General features: G+C 62.5%; 22 protein-coding genes and 1 tRNA gene. 8 read left to right on the top strand and 15 right to left on the bottom strand.

Going from position 1 to position 25,265, the window contains the following annotated elements; genetic code table 11:
- Positions 1-47 precede the first annotated feature (47 nt).
- Positions 48-683 (bottom strand): phosphoribosylglycinamide formyltransferase, encoded by a 636-nt coding sequence (gene purN / locus KY495_RS14070; RefSeq protein ID WP_219880034.1) that lies wholly within the window; start codon positions 681-683, stop codon positions 48-50.
- 92 nt (positions 684-775) lie between these two features.
- Complete coding sequence (locus KY495_RS14065; RefSeq protein ID WP_219880033.1) at positions 776-1,174, bottom strand: barstar family protein; 399 nt, start codon at positions 1,172-1,174, stop codon at positions 776-778.
- Between the two features lie 352 nt (positions 1,175-1,526).
- Here KY495_RS14065 and KY495_RS14060 point away from each other — a divergent pair, with 352 nt between their 5' ends.
- From KY495_RS14060 to KY495_RS14040, 5 genes are all read left to right on the top strand, one after another.
- Positions 1,527-2,090 carry a glycine zipper 2TM domain-containing protein gene (locus KY495_RS14060; RefSeq protein WP_219880032.1) on the top strand — a complete coding sequence of 188 codons (564 nt, stop codon included), beginning with the start codon at positions 1,527-1,529 and terminating at the stop codon, positions 2,088-2,090.
- 118 nt (positions 2,091-2,208) lie between these two features.
- The gene (locus tag KY495_RS14055) at positions 2,209-3,003 is read left to right on the top strand and encodes a spermidine synthase (RefSeq protein ID WP_219880031.1); all 795 of its coding nucleotides are present in this window, start codon (positions 2,209-2,211) and stop codon (positions 3,001-3,003) included.
- 17 nt (positions 3,004-3,020) lie between these two features.
- Positions 3,021-4,847 (top strand): GspE/PulE family protein, encoded by a 1,827-nt coding sequence (locus KY495_RS14050; RefSeq protein ID WP_219880030.1) that lies wholly within the window; start codon positions 3,021-3,023, stop codon positions 4,845-4,847.
- 82 nt (positions 4,848-4,929) lie between these two features.
- Positions 4,930-5,005 (top strand) — tRNA-Lys (locus KY495_RS14045).
- A gap of 155 nt (positions 5,006-5,160) precedes the next feature.
- Positions 5,161-6,444 (top strand): hypothetical protein, encoded by a 1,284-nt coding sequence (locus tag KY495_RS14040; RefSeq protein WP_219880029.1) that lies wholly within the window; start codon positions 5,161-5,163, stop codon positions 6,442-6,444.
- Between the two features lie 35 nt (positions 6,445-6,479).
- On the opposite strand, the gene KY495_RS14035 is transcribed toward KY495_RS14040, so the two are convergent.
- The 5 genes from KY495_RS14035 to KY495_RS14015 all read right to left on the bottom strand — a co-directional run bounded on the left by KY495_RS14035 (position 6,480) and on the right by KY495_RS14015 (position 12,237).
- Positions 6,480-7,457, bottom strand: coding sequence for a calcium/sodium antiporter (locus KY495_RS14035; RefSeq protein WP_219880028.1), 978 nt, complete (start codon positions 7,455-7,457; stop codon positions 6,480-6,482).
- A 75-nt stretch (positions 7,458-7,532) separates the two neighbouring features.
- A complete protein-coding gene (locus KY495_RS14030) occupies positions 7,533-9,026 on the bottom strand; it encodes a sodium:alanine symporter family protein (protein WP_219880027.1) in 1,494 nt (497 codons plus the stop codon).
- Between the two features lie 279 nt (positions 9,027-9,305).
- A complete protein-coding gene (locus KY495_RS14025) occupies positions 9,306-10,409 on the bottom strand; it encodes a trypsin-like serine protease (RefSeq protein ID WP_219884248.1) in 1,104 nt (367 codons plus the stop codon).
- 412 nt (positions 10,410-10,821) lie between these two features.
- Entirely contained in the window at positions 10,822-11,268 is a 447-nt protein-coding gene (locus KY495_RS14020; RefSeq protein ID WP_219880026.1) for an FKBP-type peptidyl-prolyl cis-trans isomerase, read from the bottom strand.
- Between the two features lie 87 nt (positions 11,269-11,355).
- Positions 11,356-12,237, bottom strand: coding sequence for a neutral zinc metallopeptidase (locus tag KY495_RS14015; protein ID WP_219880025.1), 882 nt, complete (start codon positions 12,235-12,237; stop codon positions 11,356-11,358).
- 92 nt (positions 12,238-12,329) lie between these two features.
- On the opposite strand from KY495_RS14015, the gene KY495_RS14010 reads away from it, so the two are divergent.
- Positions 12,330-13,127, top strand: coding sequence for a YdcF family protein (locus KY495_RS14010; RefSeq protein WP_229518300.1), 798 nt, complete (start codon positions 12,330-12,332; stop codon positions 13,125-13,127).
- Positions 13,128-13,141: 14 nt separating this feature from the next.
- Here KY495_RS14010 and KY495_RS14005 read toward each other — a convergent pair whose 3' ends face one another.
- The 8 genes from KY495_RS14005 to KY495_RS13970 form a co-directional block, all read right to left on the bottom strand.
- Complete coding sequence (locus KY495_RS14005; protein WP_219880024.1) at positions 13,142-13,978, bottom strand: HDOD domain-containing protein; 837 nt, start codon at positions 13,976-13,978, stop codon at positions 13,142-13,144.
- A gap of 130 nt (positions 13,979-14,108) precedes the next feature.
- Positions 14,109-15,287: a BON domain-containing protein gene (locus KY495_RS14000; protein WP_219880023.1), complete on the bottom strand. Its 1,179-nt coding sequence runs from the start codon at positions 15,285-15,287 to the stop codon at positions 14,109-14,111.
- 190 nt (positions 15,288-15,477) lie between these two features.
- Positions 15,478-16,182 carry a hypothetical protein gene (locus tag KY495_RS13995; RefSeq protein ID WP_229518299.1) on the bottom strand — a complete coding sequence of 235 codons (705 nt, stop codon included), beginning with the start codon at positions 16,180-16,182 and terminating at the stop codon, positions 15,478-15,480.
- Positions 16,183-16,314: 132 nt separating this feature from the next.
- Positions 16,315-18,018, bottom strand: coding sequence for a methyl-accepting chemotaxis protein (locus KY495_RS13990; RefSeq protein ID WP_219880022.1), 1,704 nt, complete (start codon positions 18,016-18,018; stop codon positions 16,315-16,317).
- A gap of 192 nt (positions 18,019-18,210) precedes the next feature.
- The gene (locus KY495_RS13985; protein ID WP_219880021.1) at positions 18,211-19,944 is read right to left on the bottom strand and encodes a hypothetical protein; all 1,734 of its coding nucleotides are present in this window, start codon (positions 19,942-19,944) and stop codon (positions 18,211-18,213) included.
- Positions 19,945-20,046: 102 nt separating this feature from the next.
- On the bottom strand, positions 20,047-21,477 hold the full coding sequence (locus KY495_RS13980; RefSeq protein ID WP_219880020.1) for an efflux transporter outer membrane subunit: 1,431 nt from the start codon (positions 21,475-21,477) through the stop codon (positions 20,047-20,049).
- 19 nt (positions 21,478-21,496) lie between these two features.
- Complete coding sequence (locus tag KY495_RS13975) at positions 21,497-23,101, bottom strand: DHA2 family efflux MFS transporter permease subunit (RefSeq protein WP_219880019.1); 1,605 nt, start codon at positions 23,099-23,101, stop codon at positions 21,497-21,499.
- A 7-nt stretch (positions 23,102-23,108) separates the two neighbouring features.
- The gene (locus KY495_RS13970; RefSeq protein WP_219880018.1) at positions 23,109-24,251 is read right to left on the bottom strand and encodes an HlyD family secretion protein; all 1,143 of its coding nucleotides are present in this window, start codon (positions 24,249-24,251) and stop codon (positions 23,109-23,111) included.
- Between the two features lie 111 nt (positions 24,252-24,362).
- On the opposite strand from KY495_RS13970, the gene KY495_RS13965 reads away from it, so the two are divergent.
- Positions 24,363-24,992: a TetR/AcrR family transcriptional regulator gene (locus tag KY495_RS13965; protein WP_219880017.1), complete on the top strand. Its 630-nt coding sequence runs from the start codon at positions 24,363-24,365 to the stop codon at positions 24,990-24,992.
- 77 nt (positions 24,993-25,069) lie between these two features.
- Positions 25,070-25,255, top strand: a complete 186-nt coding sequence (locus KY495_RS13960; RefSeq protein WP_219880016.1) for a hypothetical protein — start codon at positions 25,070-25,072, stop codon at positions 25,253-25,255.
- Positions 25,256-25,265: the final 10 nt, after the last annotated feature.

Genomic DNA, 25,265 nt, shown 5'->3' with positions numbered 1-25,265 from the left:
CGGTTAGTAGTACTGTATTTGCTGTATCTGCGGTAGTGAGCCGTGCTTCAGGCGCTCGCCGTGGCCGGTACCCCGGGCGCCGCTGCAATCTGCACGGTGCCATTGTCAATCGTGAGCCGGCCCTCGATAAACATGCGGATGGCGCGCGGATACAGCACATGCTCCTGTACCAGCACGCGCGCGGCCAGCGATGCTTCCGTGTCGCCCGGCAGCACCGGCACCACCGCCTGGTCCACCACGGGACCATGATCGAGTTCGGCCGTCACGAAATGGACCGTGGCGCCGTGGACCGTCTCGCCCGCGTCCAGTGCCTGCTGGTGTGTATGCAGGCCAGGAAACAGGGGCAGCAGCGAGGGATGGATATTGAGCATCCGACCGGCATAGTGTTCCACAAAGGCCGGCGTCAGGATGCGCATGAAACCGGCCAGTACCACCAGGTCGGGCGCAAAGCCGTCGATGACCTGCTGCAGCGCGGCGTCGAACTGTTCGCGGCTCGGGTACGCCTTATTGGCCACCACCGCAGTCGGAATGCCATGGGCGGCGGCAAACGCCAGGCCCTTGGCATCGGCCCTGTTGCTGATCACGGCGGCAATGCGGGCCGGCCACTGCTCATTGCGCGCGGCATGCACGACGGCTTCCATATTGCTTCCGCGACCGGAAATGAGGATGACAATATTTTTCATAAGGCGGCATTGTACCCCGAGCAGCGGACCGATCCAACCTCAGGAACTAAATATGTTGCAGCGCAGCAGAGCGCGCCGCGCCGGGCGAGACCTTACTCGAACGAGTAAAAGACGCGAAACGGGACCTTCTTTTCGGCCCAGAAATCGGCAGCATCGCGAAATACGTCGAGCAGGGTTTCGCGCGCTTCCTTGTCGAACTTTTGGGTGTTGGGTAACTGCTCGATCACGACAATGAAACCGGGCTGAGGACCGGCCTTGTTGATGGTCTCGGTCAGGGACTCGCGCAGGGCATCAAAATTCTTGCCTGCCGGCTTGGGAAAGTAAAAGCTTTCGCCAATGCGGGCGCACACTTGCTGCTTGGTCAGGGTATTGGCGCAATGAGCGTAGAGAAAGTGCTGGCCAAGGCGCACGGCTTCCTCCTGCAATTCCACGACACGGAAAGCACGGATGGACTGCACTAGGTTGGGCGGCACTGTTATCAACAAACTCATTATTCCCTCAGTCGTCCTGTGTGTCGAGCCAGCTTTCAAGATGCGAATGCCGTGACTTATGGTTGCCACGCGCCAATATACCCCCTACGCGTATAAGGGTAACGTTTTGTGTAACGTGAATCAACCCGAATGTGATTTCAAACGCAATATTTGTTAATAATCAGAAGGTTTTACCTAAAACTAGCGGCAGAAAACGAACAAGCCCCGCCATTTTGCGGTGCCCTCCCCATATGCATGCCAGCTGTTACATCTTGTTGCTAGGGAGATCGTGACAACAGCGGCGGCAGCGATACCATATCACCATGGCGAAAAGCCAGATGTCCCACACGCCGTCCTGACTGAAAGGCACACCATGAAACTGCACACTGCATTGATTCTCTGCTCCCTTGGCGCCACCGCCCTGCCCTCGCAGGCGGCCCAGTTTGAAGAGTATGGCCGCGTCATCCGCGCCCAGCCGCGGGTGGAACAGATCCGCCAGCCGCGCGAGGAATGCCGCACCGAATACGTTCCGGTGCCGCATCAGCAGCGCGGCTACCAGCAGCCCCAGCGCAACGCCGGCGGCGCCATCCTTGGCGCCATTGCCGGCGGCGTGATCGGCAACCAGGTGGGCGGCGGCAGCGGCCGCGCGGCCGCCACGGCCATCGGCGCGGTGGCCGGTGCCATGGCGGGCGACCGCATCAGCAACAATGGCCAGCCCGTCGATGACCGCCGGTATGGGCGCCAGGATGAGCGCTACAACGATTATCCGCAAGAACAGGCAATCCGCCAGTGCCGCACGGTGGACGCGTGGGAGTCGCGCACCACCGGCTATGACGTGACGTACGACTACCGCGGCCGCAGCTACACCACCTTTACCCAGCGCGATCCGGGCGAGCGCATCCGCCTGCGCGTGACGGTCGAGCCGGACGTGTACTGATCCGGGCAAGGCGCTGGCTGGCCGGGGGCCTTGGCATGCAGGAGCGGAGGCGCCGTGCGCTTTCGCTTGCACGCACGCAACCCCCACCGGATAATAGATGATCGAACCAGGTCACTCTATGCTCATCAAACGTAAATCCATCGAACAAGTCGAATCCTCGCGCCGCCCGGCGCGCAAGCCCAAGTTTGCCCCGGTCACCCTGTCGGAACAGGATGGCGTGCGCTACCTGCACTTCGGCACCGAATGGGTGCAAGGCGCCATGCGCATCCGCAAACCGGACTGGCCCGAGCTGGAATATGCCCAGCAAATGATGGCGTGGATGCTGTTCATCGCGCAGCCGCGCGCCATCGCCCAGCTGGGCCTGGGCACCGCCGCCCTCACCAAATTCTGCTACCGCCAGTTTCCGCAAGCGCGCGTGAGCGCTGTGGAACTGAACCCGTCCGTGCTGGCCATCTGCGCCTCCATGTTCAAGCTGCCGCCCAACGACGAGCGGCTACATGTGCTGGAAATGGATGCGCTTGACTTTGTCAGCGATCCGGCCAACCTTGCCGCCTTTGACGTGCTGCAGTGCGACCTGTACGACGCCACCGCGCGCGGGCCGGTGCTCGACACGCCCGAGTTCTACAGCGCCTGCCATGCCTGCCTGGCACCGGGCGGGATCATGACGGTCAACCTGTTTGGCGACCATCCCAGCTTTGCACGCAACATCAAGGCCATGAAATTCGCGTTTGACTATGTGCTGTGCCTGCCCGAGGTGCATGATGGTAATGTAGTGGCCATCTGCTTCCAGTCGCGTCCCGTGCTGGACCTGGACGCCCTGGCCGCGCGCGCGGCGCAGATTCACGCAGCCACCAAATTGCCCGCGAAAACCTGGGTCAAGGGCATCAAGGCGGCGCTTGACGCCATGCAGTGACAACCGGAGGAACTGGCTTGACTGTCGACACACACGCCGCTGCACCTGGCGCTGCCCCGCAAGCGCGGCCGGCGCGCCCGAAGGCCACCGACCTGCACACCATCTTCACCTGGCTGCTGGAAGACGGCATCGTCCAGAAGTCCACCGTCAAGGCCCATTACACCCATGCCCAGGGCATCCTCAAGACAGCGGTGGGCAATATGCACCCGCTGGCGGCCGTGGCGCACTGCAAGCTGGTATCGGAACGCGAGCCGGGCCGCTTGATGACGCTGGACGTGCTCACCGAATGGTTTGCCGGCAAGGTCAAGCTGACCTTTATCCGGATCGACCCGCTCAAGATCGACTTCACCAAGGTGGCCGACGTGATGTCAGCCAGTTACGCGGCGCGCTTTAACATCTTGCCGGTGGAAATGACGCCGACCAAGCTGGTGGTCGCCACGGCCGACCCCTTCGCCATCGAATGGGAACGCGAGATTGCCAAGGTCGCGCGGCGCGATGTGGAACTGGTCATTGCCAACCCGCTCGACATTTCGCAGTATATTTCCCAGTTTTTCAGCCTGGCCAAGTCGATCCGCGACGCCAACAAGTCCAAGGGCCAGGACCTGGCGCTGCGCAACAACTTCGAGCAGCTGGTGGAATTGGGCAAGTCGAACAAGCTCGACGCCAACGACCAGCACATCGTCAACATTGTTGACTGGCTCTGGCAGTATGCCTTCGAGCAGCGCGCTTCCGACATTCACCTGGAGCCGAAGCGCGAGATTGCCTCGATCCGCTTTCGCATCGACGGCGTGCTGCACCAGGTCTACCAGGTGCCGGCCGTGGTCATGATTGCCATGACGGCCCGCATCAAGCTGCTGGGGCGCATGGACGTGATTGAAAAGCGGCGCCCCCAGGATGGCCGCATCAAGACGCGCACGCTGGGCGGGCAGGAAGTGGAACTGCGCCTGGCCACCATGCCGACCGCCTTTGGCGAAAAGCTGGTAATGCGTATTTTTGACCCGGAAGTCGTGGTCAAGACCTTGCCGGAACTGGGCTTTCCAACAGACGATGCGATGCGCTGGGACAGCCTGACGGTGCGCCCGCACGGCATCATCCTGGTCACCGGCCCTACCGGTTCGGGCAAGACCACCACCCTGTACACCACGCTCAAGGCCCTGGCCACGTCGGAGGTGAACGTGTGCACGGTGGAAGACCCGATCGAGATGGTGGAGCCGAGCTTTAACCAGATGCAGGTGCAGCCGGGCATTGACCTCTCGTTTGCCGATGGCGTCAAGGCGCTCATGCGGCAAGATCCGGACATCATCATGGTGGGCGAGATCCGCGACCTGGCGACGGCCGAGATGGCAATCCAGGCCGCGCTGACCGGCCACCTGGTGCTGTCCACCCTGCACACCAATGATGCGCCGGCGGCCGTGATGCGCCTGCTTGAACTGGGTGTGCCGCACTACCTGCTGGAAGCGACGCTGATCGGCATCATGGCGCAGCGCCTGGTACGCACCCTGTGCCCGCATTGCAAGAAGGATGACGGCGAGGTCAAGGACGATGTGTGGGACAGCATTGGCGGCGCCTGGAAGCTGCCCAAGCCGGAGAAAGTGTACCGGCCAATCGGCTGCCCCGAATGCCGCCAGACGGGTTACCGCGGGCGTACCGGCTTGTACGAGCTGCTGACCGTCTCGGAAGGCTTTACCAGCATGATCGGCGCGCAGACCGACCTGAACGCGCTGCGGGCCCGCGCCGTGGAAGACGGCATGAAGCCGCTGCGCATTGCCGGTGCCTACAAGATCATGGAAGGGGTGACCACGGCCGAAGAAGTCTTGAAGGTCACGGCCAAGCTGACCAATTAAGTGGCAGAGCGGGAGCGCCCCAGCACGCGCAAAAAAACTGCCTAGCGGAAATCGAAAACGTCGGCTATAATGCTGCCTCTTCGGGTCGTTAGCTCAGCTGGTAGAGCAGCGGACTTTTAATCCGTTGGTCGCAGGTTCGAATCCCGCACGGCCTACCACGAATACACAAGAAGCCCACGAATTTCGGTTCGTGGGCTTTTTGCATTCTGCCCGCTCTCTGGCGGCCATGTTCCAAGACTGCCATCGCCCGAGTTTCGAGAGCGCCTGCCAAAACCTCATGCATAATGGCGCAACCTCCACTCGAGATTTGTCCATGAAAAAATCCTTGTTTGCCGTCGTCGCCATGGCATTTGCCGGCAGCGCTTTTGCCGCAACTGTTCAGGATATTGCTGAGCGCTACACCAAGCTGGTTCTCGCCATCGGCGTGCATGATCCGGCCTACGTGGACGCGTATTACGGCCCGCCGCAATTACAGGAGCAAGTAACGAAGGAGCGCCAGGGTTTGCCGGCAATTCGCGCGCAGATCGCACTGGCCCTGAAGGAACTGGCGCCACAGCGCCCGGCCAATGCCGACGAGGCCCTGCGCATCGCTTTTTTGACAAAGCAGTTGCAGTCCATGCTCACCCGCATCGACATGTTGAGCGGCAAAAAGTTCAAGTTTGACGAAGAAAGCAGGCAGCTGTATGACGCGGTGTCGCCGCACCACGAACGCGCCTACTATCAGCGTATCGTCAGGCAGATCGACCAGATGCTGCCCGGCAGTGGCACGGTCAGCGAGCGGCTGGCGGCGTACCGCAGCAAGTTCGTCATTCCAAAGGATAAGCTCAAGCCCGTGTTCGATGCGGCCATCAAGGCGTGCCGCGAACGCACGGCCAGGTACATCACGCTGCCGGCCAATGAAAACTTTGCGCTTGAATTTGTCACCAACAAACCATGGAGCGGCTACAACTGGTACAAGGGCAATTCCCAGAGCCTGATTCAGATAAACACCGAGTTCCCCATTTACGTCGACCGCGCCGTCGACCTGGGCTGCCACGAAGGCTACCCCGGCCACCATGCCTACAACGCGCTGCTGGAAAAAACGCTGGTCAATGACAGGAAGTGGACCGAGTTCCGCGTCTATCCGCTGTATTCGCCGATGTCCCTGATTGCCGAAGGCAGCGCCAACTACGGTATCGACATGGCCTTCACCGATGCAGAACGCCTGGCTTTTGAAAAAACAGTGCTGTTCCCGATGGCCGGCATTGACCCTGCGCTGGCCGATCAATACGCCCAGCTGCGCAAACTGACGGCCAAACTCAGTTATGCCGACAATGACGCCGCCATGCATTACCTCGAAGGCAAGTGGAACAAGGAGCAAACCATCGAGTGGCTGGTGAATGTGCAGCTGTACCCGCCCGAGAAAGCGGCGCAGCGGGTCTCGTTTTACGATGCCAACCGCAGCTATGTCATTAACTACAACCTGGGTGCCGATCTGGTAAAGGCGTATATCGAGCGCCACAGCACGTCAAAGGACCCGGAAACAGCACGCGCGCAGCGCTGGGCCGCATTCAAGCAGCTGCTGTCCTCGCCGCGCCTGGCCAGCGGCTTGCGCTAAGCATATGTTGGCACCTCGCGCGGCGGCGGCCAGGGTCAGCCGCGATTGATCAGGTAGCCGAGGTAGCCGGCGTACAGCGCCAGAAACAGCGCCCCCTCCCAGCGCACCAGCCGATGGCGACCGCCGGTGAACATGAACAGCAGCAGCAAGGCGGTAGCGCCCACCGACACCAGGATATCGATTGTCAGGGTAGCGTTAATGGGCAAGGCGGTGATGGTGCTGGTGGCGCCAAGCACAAAAAATACATTGAAAATATTGGAGCCGACGATATTGCCGATGGCGATGTCCGCCTGCTTTTTCAATGCTGCCACGACCGAGGTCGCCAGCTCCGGAAGCGATGTGCCAATGGCAACGATGGTCAGCCCGATCAAGGCTTCAGACAGGCCAGCGGCCTTGGCTATGTTGACGGCGCCGGTGACGAGCAGATGCCCGCCCAAGACCAGGCCGCCAAGGCCGGCAAGGGTCAGGCCGGCCGATACCGGCACCGAAAAAGTCTTGATCTCTTCGCCCACGTCGCTGATTTCCTGCGCGGTGCCGCGTTCGCTCATGGCAAGGCCGTACACGTAGTACATGAAAATACCCATGAGGGAGAGCAGCGCAATGCCATCGGTCCGTGTCAGCGCGTTGTAGCCGAAACCGTCGAAGAACGCGTCATTGCCCATGATGAGCACGAGCACCACGGCCAGGAGGGCAAACGGGATTTCCTTCCACACCGTCGAGGACTTGACTTCCAGCGGCACAATCATGGCGCACACGCCGAGAATGAGCAGGATGTTGCCGATATTGCTGCCAACGACGTTGCCCACCGCAAGGTCGGGTGAACCGTTGAATGCCGCAATCAGGTTGACGGTCAGTTCCGGCGCGGAGGTGCCGAACGAGACAACAGTCAGGCCGATGACGAGCGGCGGAATGTTCAGCCGCGCCGCCAGCGAGGCGGCGCCCCGCACCAGTGCCTCGGCACCGATCACAAGCACCACAAGACCAACGACGACCAGGGTGATATCGACCAGCATGCACGCTCCCGACTGACTAGATTAGGCGAAGGCGATGCGCCCCTCAGCTGGCGCATCTGTCATCACAATGATTGCTTACTGCTTGCGCGCGGCCGCGCGGCGCTCCCAGAAGCTGGCATTCTTGATGCCGAGCTTGATGGGATCGAACGTGATCGGCCCGCCTGCCTTGAGCTGCGCCTCGTAGTCGCGCAGGCACAGCATGGTGGGCTTGGCAACGAAAAAGATCAACAGGATGCCGATGATATTGATCCACGCCATGAGGCCAACACCGATATCGCCCAGGTTCCAGATATAGCCGGCACTGTTGATGGTACCGTAAGCAACCATGGCCATGATCACCAGTTTGACCAGCACCAGCGGCACGCCGCGCTTGAAGAACCGGTTCAGGTAGGCGATGTTGGTTTCGGCAATGTAGTAATAGGCGAGGATGGTGGTAAAGGCAAAGAAGAACAGGGCCAGGCCGACAAAGACGGGACCGAAGCCGCCAAACGTGGTCTGCAGCGCCATCTGGGTAAAGGCAGCCGAACCGATTTCCGTGGCGGCAGGCAGGTTCTGGACAATGAATTGACCTGCAGGCAGCGTTCCCTGCACATTGTATTGGTTGGTGATGAGGATCATCAGCGCGGTTGCGGTGCACACCAGCAGCGTGTCGACGTAGATGGAAAACGCCTGGACCAATCCCTGCTGCGATGGGTGCTCGGTTTCCGCAGCGGCGGCGGCATGGGTGCCGGTGCCCTGCCCTGCCTCATTGGAATACACGCCGCGCTTGACGCCCCAGCCGATGGCCGCGCCGAAGCCGGCCTGCGCGGTGAAGGCGTCCGAAAATATCAGGCCAAACACGGCAGGCAGCCTGTCGACATTCATGCCGATGACGATCAGCGCCAATATGATGTAGCCAAGTGCCATGAAGGGAACGACGAATTCGGCAAACTGGGCGATGCGCTTGATGCCGCCAAAAATGATGATCGCCAGTAGTGTGAGAATGGCGCCCAGGCCGATCAGCTTGTAGGTACCGGCAGGGCCCAGGAAAGTGTCGACCATGACGCCGTCGCCAAAGACCTGGGTCACTGCATTGCCGACCGCGTTGGCTTGTACGCCGGGCAGGAAGATGCCGCAGGCAATCACCGCTGCAATGGCAAACACAATCCCCAGCCATTGCCAGCCGAGGCAGCGCTCGAAGAAATAGGCTGATCCACCGCGGTACTGGCCATTCTCTTCCACTTTGTACAGCTGGCCCAGCGTGGATTCTGCATACGCGGTGCTGGCGCCGAGGAAGGCCACGACCCACATCCAGAACACTGCGCCCGGACCGCCAAAGCCGATCGCTGCCGCCACGCCGGCAATATTACCCACCCCCACACGGCCGGAGAGGGAGACCGCCAGCGCCTGGAAGGAGGAGATGCCGGCCGTCGACTCCTTGCGCTTGAACAGCAGGCGCAGCATTTCCTTGAACAGCCTGACCTGGACGAATCGTGTCTGGATCGAATAAAACAAGCCGGCACCGAGGCACAGGTAAATCAAGCCCTGGCTCCAGATGATGCCGTTAAGACTGCTGATGAAACTTTCCATGTAAAACCTCTTCGCTAGATGCAGGGTCTTCACCCTGGTGGGAGCATTGATCTGGAACCGGTACGCCGATGGGCGCCGCCGTGGCCGTGCCTGTACGCCTGCGCGGGCGAGTTGGCATTCTATGTGATCGTTCCGGGAAATACTTTTTTTTTTGGCTGGCCCGGCGGTTTCACCCTCGCCTGGCGGCGCAAAGCCGGTCGGACCATGAAAAAACCCCCAAAAGCTGTCGCCAGCTCGTGGGGGTCATGGCGGCGGCCGCCAAGCGGCCGACAGCCGATATTACTTCTTGATCGAACGGCGACGGGCGCCGAACAGGGCCAGTGCGCCCAGGCCGAACAGGGCGATGCCGGTTGGCTCAGGAACCAGGGCGATGCGGCCGTTGGTCGCCTGGACCAGGTAATCAGCGTACGAACCGAGGATCATGCCGCCGAAGTAGCTGCCGAAGGCGCCGGAGGTGTAGCCGGCGCGGTTGCCGAAGGTATTGTTGGCAACCAGGACCATCTCGCCGTACATTTCGATGAACGATGGGCCGCCCGAATCGCCGCCGCCAATGTTCGCTTCGATGTGGTTAGGCAGAATTGGCGAGCACAGGATTTCCCATTCGCAGAAGGTGTCGCGCAGAACGCCGTTGGCGTCAACACCGTCAAAGTCGGCGTAGTAAATCTCTGGCTTGCCGCCCCAGCCGTTTTCATCGTCACCAGCGTAGGTGTCCATGTAGTTCTGGCCAGTACGCTTGATGCGGTAGGAAGGGCTCACATTGTGGCCATCGTGGCCATTGCCCGAGGTGCCATAGCCGGCGATCATGATGCGCGTGCCTGGGGTGACGGGTGCGGTCGAAACCTTGTAGATCTTGGCAGCGGCCGGTGCATCCTTCGACAGGGTGATCACGGCCACGTCATCGTTGACGCAGAAACCCGACACGCCGGTTGGGCAGTTGCCGAAACCCTGGTAGTCCTGGTGGATCGATACGGCGCTGGCAGCAATCACGGCGCGGCCTGGATCGCCAACCACGGTGCTGGCGTTAAATACCACGTTAACGGCGTTGCCTGGGGCATTGAGGTCAAGCTTGACGCCGTTGCCTTCGATATCGACGCAGTGGCCGGCCGAAATGACGGAACGGGCGCCAACCAGGGCGCCCGAGCAGATGTAGCCCGAGCCGCCGGAGAGGATCTGGATGCTGACCACGCCCGAGAACTTGGAATCGGCAGTGTTAGGATCGACACGCGCGCCCGGCGAATCAGGTGGGGCGCCGGAGACCACCATTGGCGTCATGACCTGGTCGGTCAGGATGCCGGCCTGGGCCGAGGCAAAGGTGCTCATCAGTGCCACAGCAGCAACGGTGCCGCCTACCAGTTTTTTTACTGAAAATTTCCGCTCTAACATGTCATTCCCTTAATTATTGTGAGTCATCCAAAATTACAGCACCTCCAAGTGCATGCCAATGGATGAGCAGGAAATGTGCCAGGAGGAAAATTCTTTGAAGATCAGTTACTTAGAGAAATTCGTCAGCGAATTGTCAGGGAGGTGTCAGCTTTCCCGACAGATCGAGGCCTCAAAAACATTCAGGGTACAAATTATGTTTTCCACAACGCAATTTTGCTACAGGACGCTTGCGTCCTGCGCGCCACGGCACCGGAGAGATTTTGTGAGAATTGCCGGTAATTAAGAGGTGAAAATTGATTTTGAGCAGCAATTGGGCAAAGTTTCCGACGGCAACTCTTAGTCGGTATGCGGCCGATCAAGCAACCGTCAATACTGCAGTGCTAGCAAAATGACAGTGTAAGAAATCCCGACATCACTTCACGGACAGCAATTCGATATCGAATACCAGGTTGGCCCCGCCCGGCACGGGACCCAGGCCAGCCTGGCCGAAACCCATACTTGCCGGCACCAGCAAGGTGCGCTTGCCGCCTACCCGCATCCCGCGCACGCCCTCGTCCCAGCCCTTGATGACGGCGCCGGCGCCGAGCTTGAAGGTATGCGGTTCGCCCTGGCGCGAGGTGTCGAGCTGCGGGCCGCGCTGGTCTTTTGCCTTTGGCGCATACAGCCAGCCACTGTAGTGAATGGTGACGGTATCGCCGGTGACTGCGAGCCGGCCGCTGCCTTTGCTGCGGTCAAGCTTGACGAGCTCGGTCAGTTTGGCCGGGCCGGCCGCCACGCTGGCCTGGCCCGGGGCCGCGCTGGCCCCGAGGGACTGGGCTGCTGCAAGTACCACAACAATGCTGGCGATCGCTGATTTCATGCTGGACTCCCTTGAATGAACACTGTCGCGGAGTATTACGCAAGCGCGTCCAAGGCACAAGCATTTTGCACGCAAGAAACCCCTCGGTTACAGCTGGCGCGTGTCGAAGGTGTTGCACTGCTCCACATCGCCCGTTTGCAAGCCCTTGCTGAACCAGCGCGAGCGCTGGGCCGAAGTGCCGTGGGTAAACGAGTCAGGAATCACGCGGCCGCGCGACTGCTGCTGCAGCGCGTCGTCGCCGATCGCCGCCGCTGCCTTGAGGGCCGATTCCACGTCCCCCTGTTCCAGGATGCCGCGGGCCTGGTTGCCGTGGAATGCCCACACGCCGGCGAAGCAGTCGGCCTGCAGTTCCAGGCGCACTGACATCTCATTGGCCTCGCGCTCGGAGGTGCGCCCTCGCGCAGCCTGCACCTGGCCCGAAATGCCAAGCTGGTTCTGCACGTGGTGACCGATTTCGTGGGCAATTACATAAGCCTGGGCGAATTCGCCGGTAACGCCGAATTTCTGCTGCATGAGCTGGTAGAAACTGAGGTCAATGTACACGTCCGAATCGGCCGGACAGTAAAACGGCCCGGCGGCACTTTGCCCGGTGCCGCAGGCAGTGCTGACCGCGCCCGTGTAGACATGCAGCTGCGGCTTTTGATAGACCGCCCCTTTTTGCGCGAACAGCTTGCCCCATACGTCTTCGGTATCGGCCAGCACCGTCTTGACGAAGCGGGTCTGGCGGTCGGTACCCGGCGCCGACTGGGCCGGCAGCTGCTGACCCGGCGCGCCGCCGCCTGCCCCGCCGCCGCCCATGGCATCGAGGATTTCCATGGGATTGACGCCAAACACGGCCGAGCCGATCAGCGCCAGCACAATGGTGCCGATACCGATCGACTTGCCCCCGATCCCAAAGCCGCCCCGGCGCCCGCCACTGCCGCGGTGGTCCACCACATTGTCGCTCTCGCGATTGCCTTCCCATTTCATTGTGCTCTCCTGCAAATTTTATCAACTTGCAAACATCGTACGCTGAACGGAAAAAGCGGGGCGCCCGTAAGGCGGACCCGACTCTGCGATAATTGCGCACCATTTCCTTACTTGCCACCATGGATTTCAGCCGCCTGCCCAGCCTTGCCGCCAACATCGTGCTCATGCCTCCCACCAGCCTGCTGCTGCTCATGCTGGCCGGTTACCTGCTGCGCCGGCGCTGGCCGCGCACGGGGCGCAGCACCATCGCCGCGGGCGCGCTCACGCTGCTGGTGCTCTCGACCGGGGCCGGCGCCCGCCTGCTGGCGCGGCCGCTGGAAAACATGACCACGCCGCTGTACGATCCGCGCGCGGCCGGCGCCCAGGCCATCGTGGTGTTGGGGGCGGCAAGCGTGGAGCGGGCGCCCGAATACGACGGCGCCGACGTGCCTGATCCGGTCGCCCTGGTGCGCCTGCAATACGGCGCCCGGCTGCAGCATGCCACCGGCCTGCCCCTGCTGGTGAGCGGCGGCCTGCAATCGTCGGCCCCGGGCGCGGTGCCGGTGGGCGTGACGATGGCGCGCGTGCTGCGTGAGGACTTCCGCACGCCGGTGACATGGATCGAAGGGCGTTCGCGCGACACGGCGCAAAACGCCGCTTTCAGCGCGCGCATGCTCAAGGCAGCAGGCGTGCGCCGCGTGCTGCTGGTGACGCACGCCATGCACATGCCGCGCTCGCGCGCCGCCTTTGCCAGGGAAGGAATGGAAGTGGTGGAGGCGCCGACCGCGTTTTATTCGCGCGGTCCGTTCTCGCCCATGATGCTGGTGCCCAGTGCCAGTGCGTTGTACCGCTCGTTCTATGCCACCCACGAATGGGTGGGGCTGGCGTGGTACCGGCTGCGCGCCGCGTAGTTAAGCGGCGTGGTTCAGACCAGCAGCGCTGCGCTCATTGACCGCACTTCCGCTTCCGATTCGGCCAGCACGCTCTTGAGCGTGGCGTCGTCGATCACGAAGTCCAGTACCGAGTCGGCATGGTCGGGCATGGTGGCGGGCGTGCCGAGCGGCGACGCCACCGGGGCGAACTGGTTGGCCAGCAGCAGCGTGTCGAGCAGGGTACTGGGCGGCATGGTCAGCCAGCCGTCGCGCAGCGCCAGGATGGAATTGGCCACCAGTTCGGGCACGGCCAGCTTCTTGAGCACTTCGCGGCTGACCACTTCTTCGCACAGCTCGGCCCATTTTTCAGGATCGTCATCGAGCAGGCCGGGGAATTCATCGGCGCGCGAGAGCAGGTAAAAGCCGCCCACCTCATGCACGATGGCGGCAAACATGGCGGTGTCGGGATTGATGAAGGTGACCCGGCGCGCAATGACCTGTGCCAGCGCCGCCACGTGCGCCGTGTGCTCCCACAATTGTCCGGCCTTGGCGCGCAGCGCGGGATCGACAATGCGGGCGCCGAACTGGCGCACCACCAGGCTGGCCACCAGCGTCTGCAGGCTGCGGTAGCCGACGCGCATGACGGCTGCGCGCACATTGGTAATGGTGGAATCGCCATTGCGGTTGAACGCGGCAGAATTGGCCAGCGCCACCGTGCGCGCGGCCAGCTGGGGTTCGCCCAACACCAGTTTGATGGCGTCTTCAATGTGACAATCGGGGTTGTCAAGGGCCAGTTGCAGGCGCAAGGCGGCGTTGACGCTGGTCGGGAGGCTGATTTCCCCGCGCGCGGCTTGGGCGGCAATATATCCGAAGGCTTCTAGTCTGTTCACCAGAAAATTATACCGTTGAACGGGGGAGCGGCAAGAAAAAATAAAAGCGGCCCCGCCCGCGTGACCGCCGTGCCACAGTGGGCATGGCAGTCACGCTTGCGGGGCCGCAGGTCCGTCAGCCGGCAGGGGCTTACTTGACCTTGATGTTGCTCTTGACCTGGGTCACGCCTTCCACGCTCTTGGCCAGGCGGACAGCCTTGTCGGCGTCAGCCTTGCTGGCAACGAAACCACTGAGCATGACGACGCCCTTGTCGGTGTCCACGTCGATGGCCATGGCCGACAGTTCCGGCTCCTTGAACAGGTCGGCCTTGATCTTGGTGGTGATCACGGCATCGGAGATGGCCTTGCCGGCGCGGTTGGCGACAGCTTCGGTCTTGTTGCCGATGCGATCGGTGACGTCGGTGCGGTTTTCGGCACGCTCGCTGGCACGCTCGGCCCGGTTCTCGGCCCGCTCGGCGGCCAGCTCAGCCTTGCTGTTGATCGGATCGACAGCGCGTTCGGTACGCTCGGCAATGCGGTCGGTGGCACGGTCGGCGCGCTCGGCAGCGTTATCGGTACGCTCGGCAACGCGGTCGGTGGCGCGGTCAGTACGCTCGGCAATTCGCTCGACGGCGTTCTCGGTCTTGTTGGCGATGGTGGCGGCAGCTTCCTTGGTGTTGCGCACGGCACGTTCGGCCAGGTTTTCCGTCTTGTTGGCCACCACGGCGCCAGCCTGGCGCGTATCCTGCATGACTTCCTTGCGGTCCTTGCTGCTGATCAGGCAGCCAGTATCGGGCGAACCGCCGATGGTGGCGCAGCGGTCGACCGCGCGCGCCTTCTTGGGGTCGGTCGTGGCCGTGTTGGCAATCAGGCCGGTGCTGTCGACGCCAGCGACGCCGGCAACGCGAATGTCGCGGTCGGCCTTGACGTCAGCCAGGGCGGCAGTGTGGGCGCTCTTGGCACTGGCCATGCAGCTGTCTTTTTCGGTGCCGGTCATCATCGTGCACTTGGCGCGCGCCAGGGCGTTCTCAGCCTTGGCCAGCGCGGTGCGCGCTGCCAGGCGCGCCTTGGCCGTGTTGTTGTACTGGCCAACGGCATCGAGATCGCCACGTGCGCGGGCCACTTTCGCTTCTTCCACGCACAGCACGCGCTCATTGCCAGTCATGCCCGTGCACTTGGCGGCGGCGACTTTGTAGTCGGCAGCAGCCTTCTGGGTCATGGTGTTGTAGGTAGCGGTATCAGGCTTGCCGTCGTTGTTCTGCGCCATGGCGCCGGTCGAGAATGCAGCAGCCAGCGCAGTAGCGAGAAGGGTAGCGGTAAATGGTTTCATGGTGTGGTCCCTTTGAGTATGGTTGTTGGTATAACATTTAACAACCGAACCCGGTCCCATTCTGTGCGACACCGTACATATTGACCGAATTGCGGGGGCTATCGCGACAATCGGCCGGCCCCAGGCGCGAAACAATTCCGCACGCCATTGTTCCCAGTAAATCTTGCTAGGAAACAGGCAGGCAGGGTGGTTAGTGCCCGCGCAACAATCCCTGGCTCCAGGGCTCGCTGGCATCCTGGAACGGGGTGGCGGTGACGGGAAACACCTCAGGATTGCTGGCCAGGCGCACCCAGGCGCGCGTGTCGTGGCCGCTGCCGGGCACGGCCACCTCCTCGCGCAGGCCGTGCAACCAGTGGTACACCTGGGCGTAACTGCCGGGATGATGACGCTTGGTCCAGGCCAGCGCGACCATGTCGGCATACCCTTCCTCGCGCCGGTTTTCGCGCATGGTGCGCGCCGCCGCCAGCAGCGACGGGTCGTGGGCATGCTCGTCGCCGCTTTCCACAAAGCCGCTTGGCAGCTGGTGCCAGACTCCCTGCGCGTAGCGCCAGCAATGCCCCACTTCATGTGCTGCCATCGCTTCCATCAGCACCGCATGCTGTGCGGACGGCACCTTGTCGAGCACTTTTTCCGCATCGGGATTGCCGCGCATCGACAGTACCAGCTTGCAGCGACCCTCCATGAATCCCATGGCCAGCGGCACGTCGTTGCTGCGGGTCACGGGCTGAACAATGATGTCAATCGGCAGCCCCAGGTTCTTGGCATAGGCCAGTACCGGGCCGGCCGCTTTCAGCCAGCGGATCTCCATTTCCGTCAGCGCGGCGTTGGCCGAAGCCAGGCCAGGCGCCAGGGACAGGGCCATCGTGATGACGGCAGTGGCATATTTGTTCAGCATGGCGATCCCTCCAAAGGTCCATAAATGCCTATCGGCAATCCTTGAGACCTCTTCACCCTATTTACAAAATATATTTCTATGCGGAAAATCTAACAGGCAGGCCGCGCCGCCGTGCTGCGCTAGCGCAACGATTCAAAAGCTTTCCCATTGATCCGGACCGGCGCCGTTGGCCAGCTTGCGGGCCGGTGCCGGCGTGCGGGCCGGACCTGGCTGCGGACCTGGCGCGGCACGGCGACGCGGCAGTGGCGTGACGCTGGCAGCCGCCGGCGCGCCAAGGGTAAACACGCTCACCACCCGCGCCAGGGCCACGGCTTCTTCACTGAGTGCGGCGGAAGCGGCAGTAGCCTGTTCGACCAGGGCGGCGTTTTGCTGGGTCACGGCATCCATTTGCCCGATCGCCACGTTGACTTGCTCGATGCCGGCGGTCTGCTCCTGGCTGGCCAGGCTGATCTCGGCCATGATGTCGGTCACCCGCTTGACACTGGAGACGATGTCGTCCATGGTGCTGCCGGCCTCGTTGACCAGCCTGGCGCCGGCATCGACCCGCTCCACCGAATTGCCGATCAGGGTCTTGATTTCATGCGCCGCCGCCGCCGAGCGCTGGGCCAGGTTGCGCACTTCGGCGGCCACCACGGCAAAGCCGCGGCCCTGTTCGCCCGCGCGCGCCGCTTCCACCGCAGCGTTGAGCGCGAGGATATTGGTCTGGAAGGCGATGCTGTCGATCACGCCGATGATGTCGACGATCTTCCTCGATGAATCATTGATGGCCGCCATGGTGTCGACCACCTGGGCCACCACCGCCCCTCCCTTGACAGCCACTTCCGACGCCGACACTGCCAGCAGGTTGGCCTGGCGCGCGTTGTCGGCATTCTGGCGCACCGTGGACGTCAGCTCCTCCATCGACGACGCCGTTTCTTCGAGCGTGCCGGTCTGGGCTTCTGTGCGCGCCGACAGGTCCATATTGCCGGCAGCAATTTCGCTGGAAGCATTGCCGATGGTGACGGTTCCAGTGCGCACCTGGGCGACGATCGCCGTCAGGCTGTCGCGCATGCCTTTCATGGCAAACAGCAGGCTGGCGTCGTCCCTGGCGGCCGTGTCGATCTGCACTGCCAGGTTGCCGTCGGCAATGCTGCGCACAATGGCGGCGGCGTATTCCGGCTGGCCGCCCAGCTGGCGCAGCAGGCCGCGGCTGATGTACCACGCTGCCAGCGATCCGACCGCAATGGCAATGGCGCACAGCACTGCCATCCAGGCCAGGAAGCTGCTGGTGAGCGAGGAAGCCTTGGCCGCTTCGCCGGCGTTCATTTTTTCTTCCAGGTCAATCAGCTTGTTGATGCTGGCCAGCCACTCGACAAAGGCCGGCGCCGCCTGTGCCGCCAGCAGCGCGCTTGCCTCCGGCGTGCTGTCGGCCAGGCGCAGTTCGACCACTTTCGCAATCAGGGGCAGCGTCTTGCGCTCGCTCTCCTTGATGCCTGCCAGGGCCGCCTTTTCCTCGGCGCTGATGTCGGCGCGCTTGGCGAACAGCTCGTCCAGGGGACCGGCCGAGCGGGTGTAGTTCTCTTCCAGCTGCTTGATCAATGCCAGGTGGGTCCCGGCGGCAGCGGCGTCGGTCGCCAGCACCACGTCGCGCAGGGCAATGGCGCGGTCATGCACACTGCCGCGGAAATTGATGGCGTAACGCTGCTTGACATTGTTGACCTGATTAATCTGGTGCAGGGCTGTGTCAACGTCATTGACGCGCGACACGGCCATGGACGAGAGCACGATCACGAGCGCAAAAACGGCGCCAAAGCCCAGCGCCAGGCGTTTGCCAATGGTAAAGCCCGAAGTGTTCATGCATGCCTTGAAGTAGTTTTAAGTTCCGAACGGAAACTTTAGCACAGCTTTGGCGAGATTTGCCGTGCATCAACTATTTGAGGCTGAACGTTTTAGGCAGATGATGTCGAAGAATAAAAAAACCACGGTGAACCGTGGTTTTTTGGTACTGCTTGCGGGGCCAGGCCTTGGCTTTTTGCCAAGCCGGCCGCCCTACTTGGCCGTCAGGGTGGCTGCCGTGGTGAAGGTGGGGCGGATATCGTTGGGTACCGCTTTCATCTTGTCCAGGGCTTTTTGCACATCGGGACGGATGACCACGTACCTGCTCATCATGTCCTTGGCACGGGCGTAGTCGCCGGTCGCTTCAATGGTGAGAAACTCGCGGTTAAGGTCAATGACACCCTGCTTGATCTTCTTGAAGTCGGTGGAAAAGGTGCCGTCGCCGTGGGACACGAAGGCGCCCTTGTCGAGCAGGTAGTTGAGCTGGATGGCCATGCCGCGTGCGTGCGAATCGGTCAGGCCAAAGTGCAGCGTGCGAAAGGCCGACGCCAGGAAAGTGTTGTACAGCTTGCGCTCGGCCACCGGCCCCTGCCCCAGCGTATCCTTGAGCTGGCCCTTGTCCATCATGTACGCCAGCGCCCACAGCCCAGCCATGTCGGCCTTGGCTTCCTCGATCGTGGAATAGGTGTCCTTCAGGTCCTGGCGCGGTGTCGACTCCTTGCCATTGTTGTTCGTGATGTGGGGACCGAGTCCATGGGTGATTTCGTGCGCCAGGATGTGGGTGAAGAAGGAATCGAAATCCAGGTCGGCCTGCGCCTCGGGCCGCAGCACCAGTCTGGCGATGGGCGTGAGGGTGGACTTGAACTTCGCTTCCTGCACATTCTTGAGCATGACCCGCTTGGAGCCGCGCTGGCTGATGATGCGCTCGTCGTTGGGCAGGTTGTAGGCGGCGGTCTGCACCCCCATGTTGCCGTCGCCGGCGCCATACACCTGGTTCACCACCACCATGGGTGCCAGCGCACCCACCTTGGGGTTGCGGTACTTGCGCTCCAGCGGCAGATTGTCTTCCAGTTCCTGCATATGCTTGCTGAAAAATTCGAGCTTTTGCGTTTCCTTCTGGTCGCGGATGCTGACGTACGCCTCGAACGCGGCCTTATAGCCAAACAGCTCGTCGTTGTAGGTCTCGTACGGGCCGATGGTGACGTCCACCGGCGAATCGAGATCCATCCATGCAAAGTCGGACGCCAGGTAGTCATTGGACAGGAAGGCATCGGCACGCAGCGTCAGGAATTTTTTCAGCGACGCGTTGTCGGTGGCGGCGGCCGCCTCGCGCAGCAGCCTGGCCAGTTTTTCCAGTTCCGGCCTGTACTCGTCCGAGTACTTGACGGTCTTGAACTTGCCATCTTTTCCGCTGCGGATGGTGGTGAAGTACCACTGCGCGTCCTGCTTGTCCTTGGGCGGCAGAGCATTCATCCAGCGTTCGAGCGCCGGCTTGGTCGCGCCGGCAGGATAAAAATTGGCACCCTCGGGCTTCTTGGCCGGGATCTTGATGCCCTTGAAATCGATCGGCATGAAGGAGTGGTGGCCATCGAGGATGGACCACGGCCCCTTGTTGAGCCAGAAGTAGTCAAGGCGCGCCTTGCCCAGTGCCGACTTGTCCTTCTTGAGCACATTCCACAGTGTCTCGTTGCCGGCCCAGCGCTGGCGCAGCTGCAGCACATCGATGATCCTGGCCGCTTCAATCAGCTTTGTAATCGCGGCCCGGTCACCGGCCGACAGGTGCGACACGTCGGCCGTCAGCGACACCGGCGCGTAGCGCTGCGCCATGGCTGCCAGTTCGGAAGCGGTGGCCACGCGCGGACCGCTCAGCGCTGCTGCGGTGGGCGTGGCGGCGGCCACGCTGCCGCAGCCGAGAAGGAGGAGCAAGGGAACGAGGAACGTCTTCATGGGTCCTTGAAAGTCAATGGGCAATGGATGCTCATTGTAATCCTCCCAGGGGCCCTGCGGTGTGCTCCGTTCCCCGCTTTTTACAGCGCCCGCGCGCGCGGCTTACCTGGCGCTGGCGATGGTCGCCAGCGGCGCCTGCGCAGTCCAGCCGGCGCCGAGCGAACGGGCCACCGCCACCGTCGCCAGCAGGCGTTGGGTGCGGATCTGGGCCGCCGCGCGGTCCGCTGCCAGCGATGAGCGCTGGGCGTCCGTCACATCGAGATAGGTCGACAGGCCGCGCTCATAGCGCGCGCCGGCCACCAGCACGGCGCGCGCGGCAGCCTGCTGCGACTGGGCCTGCACATCGCCCTGGCGCTGGCGCTGCTGCAGGTCCGACAGCGCATCTTCCACTTCGCGCAGGGCCGTCAGCAGGCGCCCTTCGTGGTTGGCGACAGCTTCTGCGTAGCGCGCCTTCGACAGCGCCAGATTGGCCTTGTTGCGGCCGCCGTCGAACAGCGGCAGCGACAGCGCCAGGGGACCGACCGAAAACTGGCGCGCGCCGCTCCTTGCAATGTCCGACAGGCTCTCGGAGGCGAAGCCGATATTGCTGGTCAGGGACAGCGAGGGGTAGAACGCGCCTTCGGCCATCGCCACGTTGGCGTTAGCCGCGCGCAGGCCGGCCACGCTCGCTGCCAGGTCGGGACGCTGCGCCAGCAGGCTGGCCGGCAGGCCAACCGGGATCGCCGGCGGCTCGGGCAAGGTAGTGCTATCCAGGCTGGCAATGAGCGGCGCGGTCGGGGCCACGCCCACCAGCACCGCCAGGCTGTTTTCCAGCAGATTGCGCTGGCGCTGCACTTCATGCAGGTCTGCTTCTGCATTGGCGCGTTCCACGCGCGCGCGCACCACGTCGAGTTCATTGGTGAAGCCGCCTTCAAAGCGGGCTTCCACCACTTGCTGGGCTTCGCCGCGGGCGGCCAAAGCCTGCTTGAGGATCGCCATTTCGGCATCCATGCCGCGCAGCTGCCAGTAAGTGGCGGCGACCTGCGACGAGAGCAGCAGGATCACGCCGTCGCGCTCATGCTGGGTGACCATGGCCTGGGCGTCGGCCGCTTCCACCACGCGCTTGACGCGGCCCCACAGATCGAGTTCGTACGACAGCGACGCGCCAATGGCATAGTTGTTGCCCGCGATCTCGCGCCCGCCCAGCGCCAGGCTTTGGGTGGTCAGCTGGGACGAACGCGAATTGGCCACCGACGCGCCCACGTTGACCGTGGGCCCCTGGGCCGCGCGCAGTGTCGACAGCTGCGCCTGGGCCTGCAGCAGGCGCTGGGCGCTGGCACGCACGCTCGGGTTGTCGCGCAGCGCGCGCTGCTGCAGCGCGTTGAGGGTGGCGTCGTCGAACACGGTCCACCACTGGGCCGGCAGGCGCGCACTGTCAGTGGCCGCGGCATGGCGGAAAGTGGCAGCGCTGCCGGCGGCAGGCGGGTTGAAATCGGTGCCGACAGTAGCGCAGCCGGCCAGCGCCAGCAGTGCGCACAAGATCAATGGCTTCATGGTCAATTCTCCGTACATATTAATGAGCGCCGGCGCCGGGGCCGGAAGGTGCTTTGACTTTGTCTGCAAACAGCAGCGCGCCAACGCAGGCAAACAGGAAGCAGGCCATGATCACAAAGCCATCGTTGTAAGCCATTACATAGGCTTCGCGCCGGACGATGCGGTCGATCATGGCCAGTGCCTGGGTGGCGGCGGTGGCCGGATCAATACCGCTGGAAACGAATGCCTGCGTGAGCTGCTCCAGGCGCAGCTGGGTGGCCGGGGCCAGGGCCGACACCGACTCGCCCAGGACCGCCGAATGAAAGTGCTCGCGGTTGGTCAGCGTGGTGGCCAGCATGGCGATGCCGACCGAGCCGCCCAGGTTGCGGGTCATGTTGAACAGGCTCGATGCCGACGCCGTGTCGTGCGCTGCGATCTTGTGCATGGCGAATTGCGACAGCGTGAGCATGATGAAAGGCTGGCCCAGGGCGCGCACGACCTGAGACCAGAAAAGCTGGTCGTAACCGGTGGAGGCATCCATGTACGCATTCATCATGCATGAGATGCCAAAGAGGGTCAGGCCGATGGCGCACAGGATGCGGTTGTCCACCTTCGACGACAGGATGGCCGCGAACGGCATGATGAACAGCTGCGGCAGGCCGGCCCACATGATGACCTGCCCAATCTGCATCGGGCTGTAGCCGGCAATCTGGCCCAGGTACAGCGGCAGCAAGAACGACGAGCCATACAGGCCCATCCCGATCACGCCCGACAGCGCGGTGGCCACCAGGAAGTTGCGCTGCCCGTACAGGCGCAGGTTCACGAACGGGTCGCGGCTGTTCATGCTGGTGTAGACCCAGCCCACCAGGCCAATCAGCGACAGCGCGGCAAACAGGCGGATAAAGTCCGATTCAAACCAGTCCTTGGAGTTGCCTTCTTCGAGCATGATGGTCAGGCAGCCCAGGCCCATGGCCATCAGCGCAATGCCCAGCCAGTCGGCCTTGGCCAGCAAATGCAGCTGGCGCTTGTCGGGATCGAGGCCCCACCAGATGCCGAAAATAAGCAGCAGGCCAGGGATCCAGTTGATGTAGAAAATGGTGGGCCAGCCGTAGATTTCGGCCAGGAAGCCGCCCACGGTCGGTCCCATGGCCGGCGCCAGGGTCGCGGTCAGGCCAAAGATCGCCATGCCGGCCGCGCGCTTTGAGGGCGGCAGCTTGGCCATGACGAGCGTGAGTGCCATCGGAATCAAGGCGCCGCCGGTAAAGCCCTGCAGCACGCGGAATACGATCATGCTCTCGAGGTTCCAGGCGGCCCCGCACAGGGTTGAAAACACGAGGAACAGGCTGGTGGTGCCGATGATGTAGCCGCGCATGCCGAACACCTGCGTGAGCAAGGCGGTCAGCGGAATGACGACGATTTCCGCGCACAGGTAGGCGGTCGAAATCCAGGAGCCTTCTTCCTGCGTGGCCGAGAGCGTGCCGAGGATGTCGCGCAGCGATGAATTGGTGATCTGGATATCGAGGATCGCCATGAACGCGCCGAGCATGCCGGCGGCGACGGCAACCCAGGTGCGCGCGTCCACCGTTTCGGATATCACGGGCGCGGCAAAGCCGCCCCGCAGGGGTGTGGGGGTCGAACTGGACATGGCAGTCTTAGCGGGCGGCGACCGTCGCTGGCGCAGCCGCGACTTCCTGGTTCAATTCGATTTCGGCCATGGCCGACATCCCCGGCACCAGGCGACCGCGCAGGGCCTTCTGGTCTTCTGCACGCAGCACGATCTTGACCGGCACGCGCTGGACGATCTTGGTGAAGTTGCCGGTGGCGTTATCTGCCGGCAGCAGCGCAAACTGATTGCCCGAGGCGGGCGAGAAGCTGTCCAGGCGACCCGTCAAAGGCTGCTTGGGCATGGCGTCGATCACCACCTTGACGGCCTGGCCGGGTTTGAGGCCGGCAAGCTGGGTTTCCTTGAAATTGGCGGTCACCCACATTTCATCCTGCACGATGGCGGCCAGCTGCTGGCCGGGCTGCACGCGCGCGCCCACTTCCACGCTGCGCCGCCCCAGGCGCCCGTCCACCGGCGCCAGGATGCTGTTGTAGGCCAGCTGCTGCTTTGCATCCTTGAGCTGCGCCTGCAGCACCTTGATCTGGGCCTTGACCACATCGCGCGCGGCGCCCGCGGCGACGATCTGAGCCTGGGCGGCGTCCACATTGCCGCGGCGCGCGGCCAGGTCGGCACTGGCACCGGCGCGGCCGGCATTGGCGGCGTCCACTTCCGCTTTCGATACCGCTTTCATGGTCGATGTATAGAGCTGGCTGTAACGCTGGGCATCCTGATTGGCGCGTACCAGGTTGGCCTGCGACTGCGCCACCTGGGCCGCCGCTGCTGCCGCCTGGGCGCGGACCTGGGCCACCTGCGCCTCGGCCTGCAGCACCTGCTGCTGGGCGGTGGCAATCTGCGCTTCAATCTGCTCCACGCGCACCCCCTGGTCGGACGGGTCAAGCTGGGCGATCACCTGCCCTGCCTTGACGGTCTGGTTGTCTTCCACCATGACCTTGGTGACGACCCCGGCAATGCGCGACGAGACCGGTGTGACATGACCGGAGATATAGGCATTCTCCGTTTCCACATAATGCGTGCTGTGATACCACATCTTGGCGCCAAAGCCGGCCGCGCCCAGCACGATCAGGCCAAGCACAGCACGCACGCGCCAGTTCGGCGGCGTGGTGGCCGGCTCGGTAGCTGGTGCGACGGGGGCAAGCTGGGTCAACTCGACCTTGGTTTGAGGCTGGGACATACGGACTCCGGGGGAAATGAAATGGGACAAGAGCATTATTAATCATTCTCTAGAGCAAGTCAAGAAATGAAACGGTTGCATTTCATTTTAGTTTCGTCTACAGTGCGGGCCATGAATAAAGCAGCAGGACGCCCGCGCGCCGCCGACCTCGAGGCGCGCAATCAAAACCTGATTGAAACGGCCGGTGAGCTGTTTTTGAGCATGGGTTACAGCAAGGTCAGCCTGGAGCTGATCGCCCGCCAGGCCCATGTGGCCGTGCGCACCATTTACGTCAAGTTTGGCGGCAAGGCCGGGCTGTTCCAGGCTGTCCTGATTGCCAACCGCGACCGCTTCATCGCGCCGCAAAAGATGGAAAGCGACGAGCGGCCGCTCAAGCAGGTCATTGGCGAATTCAGCGAACATTTTCTCGACATGGTCACCACGCCGCAGGCGCTGGCCCTGCAGCGCATGGTGATTGCGGAAGCGAACACCAACCCGGAACTGGCGCAATCGTTTTATGAGGCAGGACCGCGCCAGTCGCGTGAAGCGCTGTCGCGCTTTTTTGAAAAGCCGCACGTGCGCGCCCAGTTGCGCGAAGATCTGGCGATTGAACTATTGCCCAGTTATCTGATCAACTGTGTGCTGGGCGATCCGTTTTCGCGCTTTCTCTTCGATCCCGCCAGCCAGCCGCGCGACACCGTGCTGGGACACCTGCACCAGCGCCTGGACCTGTTCTACAAGAGCGTCCTGCGCCACCCCTGAAAAAACGAATGTGCGCCAACGCACGGAATATTTGTTCTGAATCTGTCAACCTGAGGGCATATCAACAGGAGGTCTATATGAGCAAGTCCGCTCGTTATGAATGGCGCGATCAACACGCGTCATTGAATGAACGTATGAAGGGGTTCCTGCAAAACCCCAATAGTGAGCAACTCGAAGCCGTTGTCGCTGAAATGCGTGCCTACGCAGATGCAGCGCGCAACGGTCAAATGGAAATTCCTACCCGTTGGACCAGTTACAGCTAATCAAATAAAA

It is taken from the genome of Massilia sp. PAMC28688 (assembly GCF_019443445.1).
In the GTDB taxonomy this organism is placed as follows: domain Bacteria; phylum Pseudomonadota; class Gammaproteobacteria; order Burkholderiales; family Burkholderiaceae_D; genus Telluria_A.
Note: the sequence above shows the minus strand (reverse complement) of the source record. Positions and strands in the feature narration are given on the sequence as shown.